The sequence below is a fragment of the Aeribacillus composti genome, from assembly GCF_031760945.1.
Lineage (GTDB): Bacteria > Bacillota > Bacilli > Bacillales > Aeribacillaceae > Aeribacillus > Aeribacillus composti.
This window is the reverse complement of sequence record NZ_CP134501.1, coordinates 1539385-1552232: the sequence shown is the minus strand read 5'-3', so window position 1 is coordinate 1552232 and position 12848 is coordinate 1539385. Positions and strand designations below refer to the sequence as shown.

At 38.0% G+C, this 12848-nt stretch carries 11 protein-coding genes; 4 read left to right on the top strand and 7 right to left on the bottom strand.

All coding sequences use genetic code 11. The annotated features are described in order from the left end of the window. Positions 1 to 506: 506 nt before the first annotated feature. A complete protein-coding gene (locus RI196_RS07605; RefSeq protein ID WP_144597881.1) occupies positions 507 to 686 on the bottom strand; it encodes a hypothetical protein in 180 nt (59 codons plus the stop codon). 248 nt (positions 687 to 934) lie between these two features. Between RI196_RS07605 and RI196_RS07600 the strand changes: the two genes are divergently transcribed. The 3 genes from RI196_RS07600 to RI196_RS07595 all read left to right on the top strand — a co-directional run bounded on the left by RI196_RS07600 (position 935) and on the right by RI196_RS07595 (position 3836). Next, on the top strand, positions 935 to 1876 hold the full coding sequence (locus RI196_RS07600) for a Gfo/Idh/MocA family protein (protein WP_063386903.1): 942 nt from the start codon (positions 935 to 937) through the stop codon (positions 1874 to 1876). Between the two features lie 82 nt (positions 1877 to 1958). After that, the gene (locus RI196_RS18550; protein ID WP_375338807.1) at positions 1959 to 2030 is read left to right on the top strand and encodes a hypothetical protein; all 72 of its coding nucleotides are present in this window, start codon (positions 1959 to 1961) and stop codon (positions 2028 to 2030) included. 564 nt (positions 2031 to 2594) lie between these two features. Further along, the gene (locus tag RI196_RS07595; RefSeq protein WP_066249019.1) at positions 2595 to 3836 is read left to right on the top strand and encodes an MFS transporter; all 1242 of its coding nucleotides are present in this window, start codon (positions 2595 to 2597) and stop codon (positions 3834 to 3836) included. Between the two features lie 383 nt (positions 3837 to 4219). Here the strand turns inward: RI196_RS07595 and RI196_RS07590 are convergent, their stop codons facing one another. From RI196_RS07590 to allC, 6 genes are all read right to left on the bottom strand, one after another. Continuing rightward, positions 4220 to 5593, bottom strand: coding sequence for an allantoinase (locus RI196_RS07590; RefSeq protein ID WP_311067189.1), 1374 nt, complete (start codon positions 5591 to 5593; stop codon positions 4220 to 4222). A 52-nt stretch (positions 5594 to 5645) separates the two neighbouring features. Then, a complete protein-coding gene (locus tag RI196_RS07585; protein WP_066249026.1) occupies positions 5646 to 6698 on the bottom strand; it encodes an ABC transporter substrate-binding protein in 1053 nt (350 codons plus the stop codon). Positions 6699 to 6715: 17 nt separating this feature from the next. Then, complete coding sequence (locus RI196_RS07580) at positions 6716 to 7561, bottom strand: ABC transporter permease (RefSeq protein ID WP_066249029.1); 846 nt, start codon at positions 7559 to 7561, stop codon at positions 6716 to 6718. A 14-nt stretch (positions 7562 to 7575) separates the two neighbouring features. Continuing rightward, entirely contained in the window at positions 7576 to 8298 is a 723-nt protein-coding gene (locus RI196_RS07575) for an ABC transporter ATP-binding protein (RefSeq protein WP_311067188.1), read from the bottom strand. A 201-nt stretch (positions 8299 to 8499) separates the two neighbouring features. Then, the gene (gene pucG, locus RI196_RS07570; protein ID WP_311067187.1) at positions 8500 to 9744 is read right to left on the bottom strand and encodes a (S)-ureidoglycine--glyoxylate transaminase; all 1245 of its coding nucleotides are present in this window, start codon (positions 9742 to 9744) and stop codon (positions 8500 to 8502) included. 20 nt (positions 9745 to 9764) lie between these two features. Further along, complete coding sequence (allC, locus tag RI196_RS07565) at positions 9765 to 11012, bottom strand: allantoate deiminase (RefSeq protein WP_311067186.1); 1248 nt, start codon at positions 11010 to 11012, stop codon at positions 9765 to 9767. 178 nt (positions 11013 to 11190) lie between these two features. Between allC and RI196_RS07560 the strand changes: the two genes are divergently transcribed. Next, a complete protein-coding gene (locus RI196_RS07560; RefSeq protein ID WP_311067185.1) occupies positions 11191 to 12807 on the top strand; it encodes a PucR family transcriptional regulator in 1617 nt (538 codons plus the stop codon). Positions 12808 to 12848: the final 41 nt, after the last annotated feature.

The window sequence follows — 12848 nt, the reverse complement described above, 5'->3', positions numbered from 1 at the left end:
TCTGCTTTTATACACTCATTATATACTAAGTATATATTATAAACAAGCGAATTTATTGGTAAAATCATTATTGAAAGTTATTTTAAAGGCTAAAATAATATATATCTAGTATATATAATTTCAATATATGATTAAGTTCAAACGAATGTGAAAATTCATTTTCGGTCAAAAAATCAAGTTGACATTCTACAGGTTCATTACTGGGATTGTGTGTCAATCACAGAAAATGGTGAAGAGACAAAATCAGAAGTATAGTCATAGAGGATAATCAAAATATCGTGACTAAAAATAAAAACACATGTGTAGCTGAAGAGTAAAGTCCATATCATTGTGTAAAAAAAGAAAAAGAGTCATGCTGCTTCCCCTTTGACAGATAAAAACACCAACTAAGAGATATGCAAACATGACTCAATATCATATTACCGCAAATAATGAACTTTTGCACGGGTTATTGATGCGAGACAAAGGATTACCAAGCTGCTGGAGCAAGTCGTGAAGCAACTTCTCTAAATATTCGTAACTTTTTCTTCCGTTTCCAAAATTCCATACCGTTCTTTTTCAATTTCCCGCTTGCGTGTTCGGTGCCAAGGCAATCCCGAACCGAACAATCCTAAGGGCACCAATAATACGGCCAGTATAAATGTAATGGTCGGTCCGATTGACCAAGCGAGTTCGGTTGCTCCCACTCTGAATGCCTGTTTATCCTTTTCAGAAATTCGATCAAAACAGAAAAGCAGATGAAAAAGAAACTGTCGTTTACTCTTTTTTTCGGGACTTTTCAGACAGCTCTTACCATGTTAATATGTTTTGGTTTTTATTGACATGGAGTTTTAAGTTAGTTCAAAAAAAAAGATAATCGAATAAAAAGCTGCTGCAGAACATGTTATAATATGATATTCATGTACAAATATGAACAATAAAGGTGGGATTCGTTATGAGATTTGGTATTATAGGAACAAACTGGATTACCGACCATTTTATAAAAGCTGCAAGCGCACACCCGGAATTTTCCCTCGGCGCTGTTTATTCGAGAACAATGGAAAAAGCAAAAATGTTTGCCGAAAAATATCAAATAAAACACGTGTACACCAACCTTGAAGAAATGTTTCAAAGCGGCAATATTGACGCCGTTTATATTGCATCCCCCAACAAATTCCATGCCGAACAAAGTATTTTGGCCATGAAAAATAGAATTCACGTTCTTTGCGAAAAGCCGGCAGTAACGTCCGTGCAAGAAATGGATGAGGTCATTCAAACAGCCAAAACTTACAATGCCATGTTTATGGAAGCGATGAAATCAACCGTTACGCCGACCTTTTTAAATTTAAAAAAACATCTTGACGAAATCGCTCCGATCAGACGATTTGTTTTCCATTACAATCAATATTCTTCACGATATGATAAATATAAAGAAGGAATTATTGAAAACGCCTTTAAACCGGAATTAGGAAACGGTTCGAAAATGGATTTGGGTGTATACTGCTTAGCACCGATTGTTCATCTAGTCGGCGAACCAAAATCCATAGTAAAAAATCACTATTACTTATCCACCGGTGCAGACGGTCAAGGAAGTATGATTTTAAATTATGATAATTTTGAAGCAGTCGTAATGTATTCCAAAATAACAGACTCCTTTTTCCCTAGTGAGATCCAAGGAGAAAAAGGTGTTATTGAAATTGACAAAATCAGTGATCCGAAGAAAGTTGTCATCAAATATCGAAACGGTGAAATAAAAGATTTGACCGTGGAACATAAATTTGAAACGATGTATTATGAAGTAGAAGAATTTATAAACTGCGTGAAAAACGGCAAAATTGAATCCGATATAAATAGTCATGAACGGACAAAACAAGTTGTGAAGCTGTTGACGATGTAGTGAAATTCCTAACGCCAGTGGAAAAATGCTAATGAAATGAATCGCAATCGACTCAGACGGCACACTTTTAACAAATGATCATATGATTAGCGAAAAAAACCGTGAAGCAATTGTAAATGCACAAACAAAGACAAAGCCTCTTTTACCCATTTAAAGGCAGAAGAGGCTTTCTGTTTTTCTTTCCGCTATTTTCTTTTTCCGCACGTTCAATCATTGTTGGCACGGCTCTTTTGAAACATAAATAATTGGCAATTTGGCTGTATGATAAATAATGGCCTCCAGACGTCAAACAAACTTCTCTCTTTCGTATTGCTTGCAATTCCTCATAGTGAAGATAAAAACGGATACGGGCATCACGTCATTATTGGTCATGGAGACTTGCAATTCCTCATAGTGAAGATAAAAACCCCAAAAAAGTGTTATATACGCATTTCATTTTTAATGCTTGATTGATTATTTCCAGGGAAACTTTGCCAATCCTTTGATTTGCATCGGTTCAACAGAGATTTTTGCACGATTGGGTGAGACGACAGTTGGCATATTCAAATCATTGAGACCGTCTTCTGTAAAATAACCACCATCTCGGAATATGAACTGATTTTTGTCGCGATTGACGGAGAAAAATATTGGAAAAAATGGCTTGACTTAAACATCCAATTCGGTAGAATAGAAAAAATATTGAATCTTTAAAATTTTGAAGTTAGGAGACTAAACTAAAATGATGTTACGATTTCACTATGCTTGGGTTATTTTATTTGTCACGTTTTTATCTCTTTTAGCCGTTCAAGGTGTTCGTCTTTCTTTCGGGGCTTTTGTTGAACCTTGGGAAAGGGAATTTTCAATGGACAGAGGGACGGTATCCCTAATTTCGACATTAAGCTTTATCGTTTATGGACTTTCCCAACCATTTATAGGAAGGTTAGTTGATAAATTTGGGCCTCGTATAATCCTTTCTGTCAGTACTTTTTTGGTGGCAGTTAGTATTCTATTAACAGCTTTTGTCCATCATCCATGGCAATTGTTTATTCTATATGCCATATTTGTATCACTTGGGGTTGGCGGAGCGTCAAACGTGGCTGCAACAGTAGTCGTTACAAACTGGTTTAATGAAAGACGAGGATTTGCTTTAGGGATTGTCGAAGCAGGGTTTGGAGCCGGACAAATGCTGTTGGTACCAGGATCTCTATTATTAATTCAATGGTTGAATTGGAAAGCAACGGTCATCATCTTGGGATGTTTTTTAATGATTGTTGTGTTTCCAATTGTCCTGTTAATTTTACGAAACCATCCTAATGAAAAAGGTATGTTGCCAATTGGCGGAATGGATCAAGAAGAAAGCACAACTGAACAGCCAAGTAAATTCAATGATTTTTCAATTTGGGATGCTTTTCGTAAAAAACAATTTTGGTTCTTGATTTTACCATTTAGCGTTTGCGGTTTTACCACTACAGGTTTAATGGATACACATCTTATCCCTTATGCCCAGTTGTGTGGAGTTCCAACAAGTGCGACTAGTGCAGCAGTAACTATATTGGCTGCTTTTAATATTGTAGGAATACTATTTTCTGGTGTGTTAGCAGATCGCTGGAGCAGTCGAAAAATGCTCATCTGTCTATATGTTATACGGGCATTGTCGTTGTTTATTCTATTCTATAGCTATAACCCTCTGCTTTTAATTATTTTCGCTATCGTTTTTGGATTGGTTGATTTTTCCACTGTTGCTCCTACGCAATTGTTGGTAACGCAATACTTTAAACAACACTCTGTTGGTTTTATCATTGGTTGGCTATCTTTCAGCCACCAAATTGGATCAGCACTAGGAGCCTATGTGCCGGGTTTACTATACAGTTACCACGGGAATTATAATGTTGCTTTTTATTTTTCAATAATCATATTAGTCATTTCAGCAATCCTCACCTTCTTTCTTCCTGAATTTTCTAAAGAAAAGGTAACGATTTAGGAGAAGGCACCTATGCGATTTTTTGGAGACCTCGAACCTGTTGTCACTCGGCAAAAAAGCTGAACAAATTCGTAAGACTGACCTATTCATTTATTTATTGGGCCAACCTCAATATTCGCAGATCCCCTGTTCACATTTTTATTTGCCTAACCAAACTTCCTGTTTCGGTTTTCCGACAAGTCCTTTAAGGCTGCAGATAACGTGCTAAAAAATTTTTTGAAAACTTTTCACGGAACATGATTGCAAAATGGAGGATACGGAAAACGTTCAAAAAAAAGCTGTCCAGAAAGTCAAAATCCATTGAAAGCGAAACATTATAAACATTGATATATCAACGTTTCTAAAACATTAAAGGGGCGTTTATAAGCCGGAAAATCGACTTATTAGACAGCCCCCTTACCCTTTCCATCATAATTCAGCCATTGGCCAAGAGGCTTGGAAGCCCGTATGCGCCCGTTGTCAAATACCAATTTCCCCCGTTGAAATGTCGCAAGGATTTTGCAAGGAAATGTATGATTGACATATAAACTATGCTTGTGTTTTTGAAGCAAACTGTTTTTCTCGACTGTGAAGGAATCTTTTAAACTTATAATCACAAAATCTGCGTCTTTTCCTTTTGCAATTTCCCCTTTTTTCCCGTCCAATCCAAATCGTTTGGCGGGTCTAGCAGATGTCCAATGAATCAGCTTCGGAAAAGGAATGCGATAGCGAACCGCTAGTTCGATCATCGCCATCAATGTAAATTGCCCCCCGCTGATTCCTCCCCAAACATTGAAAAAATTCGTTTCATCTTCTTTCAAGCTCCATGGCGACGGGGAATGGTCGGATGCGACAAAGTCAATCTGATCTTTTAAAAACAAATCAACCAATTTTTTTTGGTCGCTTAATTCGCGCAATGGGGGAGCGCATTTTGCAACCGCTCCAAGCTTTTTCGTATGTTCATGGTCAAACAAAAGATAATGCGGGCACGTTTCCAATGTGACATCAAGTCCTCTTTTCTTCGCTTGCTGGATTTCTTCAACGGCTTCTGCACTGCTGATATGAACGAAATGCAAAGAACAGCCGGTCTGTTCCGCAAATGTAATGGCTTTTCTGACAGCTAGCCATTCCGCCGCAATCGGTCTTGATTGCAAATAATCGTCCGGACCGAATTTTTCTTGCCGCTCTTTTTCTCTCTGCAAAAATTGCACCATTGCGCCGTCTTCTGCATGAAGAGCCAAAATTTTACGCAAGCCGGCGATCGTTTTCATTCCATTCAAGAGCGTATTATCATCAACCGCTGCGAACTCTTTATTGCCGCTCGGAGACATGAAAGCTTTAAATCCGACAACTCCTTTTTCCGCAAGAGGCGCTAAATCATTTTCATTGCCCGGAACAAGCCCGCCCCACAATCCAAAGTCAACGAATGACTTTTCCTCGCCTATTTTTCCTTTTTGTTGAAGAGCTTCAAGATCAGTTGTAGAAGGGACACCGTTCAGCGGCATATCAAAAAACGTTGTACAGCCGCCCGCTGCAAGCATAGATGAACCTGTTGAAAAGCCTTCCCAATCCTCTCTGCCCGGTTCATTGAAATGAACATGGACATCAATCAATCCGGGAAAAACGTATTGGCCTTCCGCATCCCAAACGACATCGGCTTCCCCGTCAATGTCATCGCCAAATTCAACAACAATGCCGTCTTTAACAGCTAAATTTGTTTTTTTCACTTCGTCATGAAACACAACGCTGCCGTTTTTGACTATAAGATCGTAGATCATTTTTATCAAACTCCATTTAAAATAAAAATTTTTCCATCATGCTTTTTTCATGTTATTTGTTATTCATAAGTTCCGGTTCAACTTCTTCTAATAATGAAAAATCAATATAATCTTTCTTATTTGGGATATTTTTGATATTTCCTACACTCAATAAATATTCTCCTACTTCAGAACCATTGCTTTTGTTCATAAAGGAATCGTCGACTTGCATTGTATAAACATTTCTATTCATAATTTCCTTTAACTCGCTTTCTTCTAAATGAAGTTCAGGCGCTAAAATTTTAATTGCTTCTTCTCTATTCTTATTAATGTAATCTGTAGCTTTTATTAAAGCCCTAATAATTGCTTTTACCGTATTCGGATTTTCTTTTAGGAAATCATCCGTTACTTGCAGTGTTGTATGAACACTCATCCAATCAACAGATTTTTCTTTTTCATCAAAATTGTCAACCGTACCGCTAAATAGTAGTTTTCCTCCGCTGTTGATAGCCTTCGTTATAAACGGTTCCCAAGCAGCCATTGCATCAATATCACCTTTTTCAAGAGCAGTTAAAGCATCGCTAGGAGCTAGGTTCACAAAATTTATCTTTTTTATGTCAACATTATAATCGTTGGCCATATTTTGAATTGCAATCATTACATCAGCACCACTAGGAATACCTATTGATTTTCCTTCCAAATCTTTTGGAGAATTAATTTCAGCATGCTTGCCCGCTACAACCGCTTGTGTCCCTGCAATTTGTGCAAGCGGAGCTACGATTTTCACCTTAACGCCTGAGGAAGCTAAAATAATATCCATAAAATTTGTTTGTAAACTAACCGGAGCACTTCCACCAGCAATCATAGGTCCAATATCTGGTCCGCTTTCAATTAATTGGTTTGTTACGTTTAGCCCTTCTTCCTTAAAAAATCCTAACTTATCTGCAATGATTTGTTGTGAAGAAATTTGCGCATCTCTTACCCCTACTAATGTTATATCCTTCACTTCTAGTTCATCACTCGCTTTATTACTATTTTCACTAGTTGTTGTCGAACTGTTTGAACCGCACGCAACGATTGCAAACATTGTCAAAAAAACTAGGCAAAAAAGAAAAATTTTTCTCATTTATAATTCCTCCCTTATTATTTTTCTACAGCATTTTCAAATCCGCCTGTTCTCCATTTCAATAGTTTTTTCTCAATCACTTTTAATAACAAGGAAAAAAGACTATATTCAATACCTATTAAAATAATAGCTACATACATATTTAAAATTTTCATATAGTTTCGAGCGTCCACAATAATATACCCTAAACCACTTTTTGCACCCATCATTTCTGAAACCACTAATGCTGAAAAAGCCAATCCTAAACTTATTTGACATCCAGTAAAAATATTTGGTAATGTTGACGGAATAATAATTTTCTTAAATATTTGTCTATCATTTGCGCCTAAGCTTAATGCAGAACGAATATAAGAAGAATGAACACTTTTAATTCCATCAAATGTATTCGTCATAACTGGAAAAAATGTTGTCCAAGCAATTAATATAATTTTTGGAATTTCGCCAATTCCGAACCAAATAATAAATAAAGGCAGCAACGCTAAAGCTGGAATAGGGCCGATCATGTTAAAGACAGGCATAAACCAAAATTCAATTTTCTCTACCCTTCCTATCAATAATGCGGCAATCACCCCGAGAAATACTCCGATTGCAAAGCCAATTACTATTCGGATCGTACTCGATACAATACTGTCTGTAATTAATCCTGAATGAAATAGTTCTACACCATTTAGAAATATTAGTGAAGGCGGTGGAAAAAAAACGGGATTTACTATGGAAAAATTTATATTTAATCTTGTAATGACTTCCCATAAAACAAAAAAAGAAATTATTGGAATAGCATGTAAATATTTTTTATTTCTAACCTTGTCCACTTTTTTCGTATAGACAGAAACCGCTTCTTGTCTGGCCGCCATATTTTTCATAAGCTTCCTCCTAACTAGCTGACAAAATGCTCTTCTAAATTCTCCATCAAAATACTAAATTCAGGATCACGATAATTTCGAGGACGGGGTAAATGAATCTCTAATTCTGTAGCAATCATTCCATTTTTCATGACAATTACTCTATCTGCAAGATAGACAGCTTCAGCTAAATCATGGGTAATAAATATAATAGTAGGCTTTACTTCTTTCCATATACGAATTAGTTCAGTTCTCATATTTTCACGGGTAAACATATCTAACGCTCCAAAAGGCTCGTCCATTAACAAAATTTCAGGTTCTCCGGCTAAAGCTCTTGCAATGCCGACGCGTTGTTTCATACCTCCTGAAAGTTGTTCAGGATAATGGTTTGCATAGTCTGATAAACCAATTAATTCTATATAATGTAATGCTTTTTCCAATGCTTTCTTTTTTGGCATCCCTTGCACGATTGGTCCAAAAGCGATATTTTCTAAAACAGTGAACCAAGGGTATAGTGCATGATCTTGAAAAACGACTCCTCTTTCCTTGGAAGGTTTTGATACAAAAGATCCGTTTACCTTAATCACTCCTTCATCTGGTTTAATAAATCCCGCAATCAAATTTAATAGAGTTGATTTTCCGCCGCCACTGCTTCCCAATACACAAATAAATTCATGCGGTTGAACAGTAAGGTTTATCCCTTTTAAAACAAGATGATCATTATAAAACTTTTTTACATTTTCAACTATCAATGCCATATTTCTCACCCCTTTATGTAACTTTTATTAACACATAACGAAACTATATTGGTATATTATACGTAATTTTTTGATTTATCCACTGTCAAAATAAATAAAAATTAAAAAAGATTTTGTGTAAAATATCAAAAATTAAAAAAATCGAACAACTGTTTTTGGTAACAATTGTTCGATCAACATGTTAAAAAGTTTCATAAATATCTAAGATGATACTTTACTTTTTTGTTTTCCATACATACTCAGCGCTGCTTGTGCTCCTTCACCTCTGTTTATGCGAACACCGTGATAGATGAGAACTGCCTCCAATGCTGTCAGCAGCTTGAGAATATTTTCTTTGCGGCAGCTGTAGCCCATTGTACCGATCCTCCAGATTTTTCCGTGGAGCGGGCCAAACGAGCTGGCAATTTCAATCCCGAATTCATCCAGCAGCATGCGGCGCACGGATTCTCCATCGACGCCCTGCGGTATGTTGACGCATGTGACGGTCGGCAGTTTAAAGCGTTTATCGCCGAACAATGTGAGTCCCATTGCTTCCAGCCCGGCCATTAATGCCCGTTCATGGAGGCGGTGGCGTGCAAATCGATTATCCAATCCTTCCTCCATAATAAGCCTCAAGCCTTCACGCAATGCGTAAAGCATTGATGTAGCTTCCGTATGATGATTTAATCGCCGCGGGCTCCAATAATCTTGAAGCTGGCTTAAATCAAAATAGTTGCTAATAATTGTTTGACCTGTGGCCATTTGCTGATCCAATTCCGTCCGAATTCCTCTTTCTACCTTTTTACGCGACAAAACGATTTTTTCAATTCTGTCATTATATGTGATGGGAGCCATCCCTGATGGAACCGATAAGCATTTTTGCGTCCCGCCGATCACGCCGTCAAGCTGCCATTCGTCGACATTCACGTCCGTTCCTCCAATTGTCGCAACCGCATCGACTACAAGAATTACATCCATCTCCCGGCAAGCTTTCCCGATCTCCTCAAGCGGCTGCATGCACCCCGTTGAGGTTTCCCCATGGACGATCGCGACTATTTTCGGCTGAACCTTCTTTATTTCTCTAATTACATCCTCCGGGTCAAACACCGTTCCCCATTCACGCTCAATTGTAGTGACATCAGCCCCGTAGCGTTCGCATATTTCGGTTAATAAATAGCCGAACCGGCCGTATATCGGGATCAGCACTTTGTCGCCCTGTTCGATAATGCTCGCCAGCATCGCTTCAATGCCCGATCTGGAGGTTCCATCGATAGGGAACGCCCATTTGTTGTCCGTACGAAATAAATAAAGAAGCATTTCCATTACTTCATTCATGATCGAAGTAAATGCAGGATCAAATTGGCCTAAAATCGGCGTACTCATCGCCTGCAAAACTCTCGGATCGACTTCAACAGGCCCCGGTGTCATGATCGTTCTATTAGGTGTCTGTAGAGGCAGAAATTTCATTTCGTCCACAATCCTTTCTTTTAATATGCCAATCTATATAAATAATGGATTAAAAACTTAACGCCGCTTTCTAAATAAGCCGCTGCGGTATATTCCTTCGGCGAGTGGCTGATTCCGTTATGACTCGGGACAAAAAAAAGCGCAGTCGGACAATAGGTTCCGAACATTTGCGAATCATGTCCCGCTCCGCTAACCAAGATTTCATGAGACAGATTTTGCTCTTCTGCAATTTCTTTTGACAGTCTCAGCAATTGTTGATCCATTTTGACCGGCTTGACGTTCAGCCATTCATTTAACAAAATATCGACATTGTATTGTGCGCTCACATTTTTAAAATGACGTGAAAATGTTGAACAAAATTGCTCCAATAGTTCTTCCTCGTGATGACGGATATCGATCGTAAAAACGACTTCACCTGCAATCACATTCGGAACGTTAGGTTCAACCTTTATTTTGCCGACGGTCACTCTTAGTTGGTCGCACACCTGTTTGGCTTGTTTCATTAAATAGGTAATCAGTTCAGAGGCAATGGCCACCGCATCTTTCCGGCAGGACATCGGGGTTGTTCCTGCATGGTTGCTTTCACCGACAACCTTTACTTGATAGCGGCGCTGTCCAACAATGTCGCTGACAATGCCCAACGATTTTTTCTTTTTTTCTAACACAGAGCCCTGTTCGATGTGCAGCTCAATAAAGCATTGAATATCGTTTCGAAATGGCTGGCGAAATCTTTCCTGTCCAAAACCGCATTCATTCATTGCTTGCACAAACAAAATCCCTTTAGAATCAACAATTTTTTGTATATGTTTAAAAGAGCGCCTCCCCGTTACAGAGCCTGACCCCCAAAATGTAAGCGGAAACCGGCTGCCTTCCTCTTCACATAAGGATACGACCTCAATCGTTTTTTTTGGTGTTCCAAAACGCTTTAATAAATAATGAGTCGCCAACAAGCCGGCAATAATGCCGTATGCGCCGTCATATTTTCCTCCTTCAATAACCGTATCGATATGCGAACCAGTTAAGATTGTTTTGGAGGATGGAGATGATCCTTCTGCTCGGCCGAACAAGTTGCCGACGTCATCAAAATATGGAGCTAATCCGCATTCCTCCATTTTCTCCTTCAACGCTTCCTGCGCTGACAGCCATTGTTCGCTATATAACAGCCGGGTAACTCCGCCTTTTTCCGTTTTACCGAATGTTGCAAGCCATTCGATCAGCCTTTCAACTTCCTCTTCAAGCTGAATGGGCCCAAGTAAATGAACTGTCATGTCTCTTCCCTCTTTTCTATTCAAAATAAGCAAATATCCTTGTTACATTTTGTTCCATAAAATGTGAATTTACTTTATTTTATCGTTATTCTTTTTCATATACATTGGCAATTTTGATATAAATTTCACCATCTTTTGTGCATGTTCACTAAAATTTGAAGACAAAGGGGCTGAAAAAATGAAAATTTCCGAAATATTAAAAATTCCCGTTATGAAAAATGCCAAGCTCATCGCCGGCCATAACGGAAAAGATCGAGAAGTTTTCAGCGTCAATATGATGGATGCACCGGATATCATCGATTTCCTGAAACCGAATGAACTGCTTGTAACAACTGCCTTTCATTTAAAAGACAATCCGAATGATCTGCTCGCACTCATCAAAAATATGGCGGATCAGCAATGTGCAGGGTTGGCAATTAAAATGAAGCGATTTTTGGAAGAAATTCCGGAGGCTTGCCTGAAGTATGCAAATGAAAAAAATTTCCCAATTATTGAATTGCCGATTGAGGTTACGTTAGGAGAGGTTGTGAACCAGACATTAAGCTATATATTGGACAAACGGACAAACGAATTGCTCAATGCGATTGAAATCCATCAGCAATTTACAAACCATATTTTAAGAGGAAAAGGGCTCGTCTCATTACTGGAAAATTTGGCAAACTTGATCGGCTGTCCAATTTTACTGTTGGATCAGCACTTTCAAATGATTGCTTCTTCATCTTCCGTTACATCGAGTCTGCCGGAAATCGAGGAAATGTACACAGACGGATTTCGCTTTTTCTTACAGCCAAGCTCTTACACTTGTTTTTCCATTATTTCTAGTAAACGAACTGTTTCCGTTTTTCCCATTTACACTCATGAAAGCAACAGCGGATGTTTAATTGTTTTTGATGCCATTCCTTTTCACAGTCCTTCGCTTGTGTTGACGATTGAACAAGCGACAAATGTCATTTCATTTGAATTGATGAAAAAAAATGCTCTTAAACAACATAAACGAAAAGTTCAAAATGAATTTTTTATCAATTTTACAGATGGCGCCTTTCAATCAAAAGAAGAGATCGTCATTAAAGCAAAAGAATTTAAAATTCGCAATGATCAATCGTATTTTTGTGCAGCAGGAAAATTGGATGAAAGAAAAAAATCTTTAACGTTTACACAATTCCATAAAGAAAATGAACGGATTTTTGAATTTATGGAAAAAGAAGCTGATGCGTTCCCAAATCCTGTTCATTTTTTTGTGAAGGGGAACGTAGGCATTTTGCTCTTCCCGATTCAAAAATCATGGCTGGAGCTTCATTCTTCCATCATGCCGTTTTTAAAGGAATTGCAAGCGAAAATTAGAAGCAGGTTCCAACGGACTGTCTCATTCGGCATCGGCAGTCTTTGCCAACAATTTTTAGATGTAAAAAAAGGCTATAAAGAAGCGTTGGAAGTGCTGGAAGAAGAACAGTATTCCGGAAATCAAGAATTCATTCAAATTCATAAGAAAAAAGATATTTATACGCTATTGAAAATGATTCCAAAAGAAGAGCTGATTGATTTTTACGAACAGATTTTGACAAACCTTTCAGACCCGGCAGACAGTGAAAAACAGGCTCTGCTGCAAACGCTGTTTTTATTTTTGGAAAATCATTGTCAAATTTCTGAAACAGCCAAAAAGCTTTTCGTTCATCGCAATACGGTGATCTATCGATTAGAAAAATGCGAGGAGCTCATCGGAAAAAGCTTAAAGGATCCAGAAGCCACTATTAGCCTCCGCTTGGCATTCCGCATAAAAAATTTGCTTCAATTATAAAAAAATTGAGGCAAGAGCTTTAGTAAATGAAAATGTAATTT